Below are 391 nucleotides of genomic sequence, written 5' to 3' on the forward strand. Positions count from 1 at the left end.
ATTCTAAAAAAGCACCTACTGCAGTTGAAAGATACGTAAAATCATTCGTAACACCAGCATGGTTGAGAGCAAAAACCGTATCTCCTCCTCCAGCAATGGTAACCAATTTCCCTGTCGAACTGCGTGCTGCTGCATAGCGTGCAACAGCGATTGTTCCTTGATCAAAGGGCGGCATCTCAAACACACCAAGGGGTCCATTCCAAATAAGAGTAGCAGCCTTATCAATAACAGCATTGATAAAGGCAATGGAGCGTGTTCCAATATCCAAAATCATGCCCTCCTCAGGAATATCTCCAATATCATAGAGACGATGTGGAGTATTTTTTTCAAAGCGGAATCCCACAATTGCATCTACAGGAAGCAGAATTGTACATTGGCACTCTTGCGCTTT

1 protein-coding gene is annotated in these 391 nt (G+C 43.5%); it reads right to left on the bottom strand.

The features are described 5' to 3' along the window. Nucleotides 1-391 (bottom strand): phosphoglycerate kinase (pgk, locus tag J7R05_RS08845; protein WP_208541927.1); only part of this gene is annotated, 391 nt, incomplete at both ends.

Origin of the sequence: Bartonella capreoli (genome assembly GCF_902813205.1) — a bacterium.
Taxonomy (GTDB): Bacteria; Pseudomonadota; Alphaproteobacteria; order Rhizobiales; family Rhizobiaceae; genus Bartonella; species Bartonella schoenbuchensis.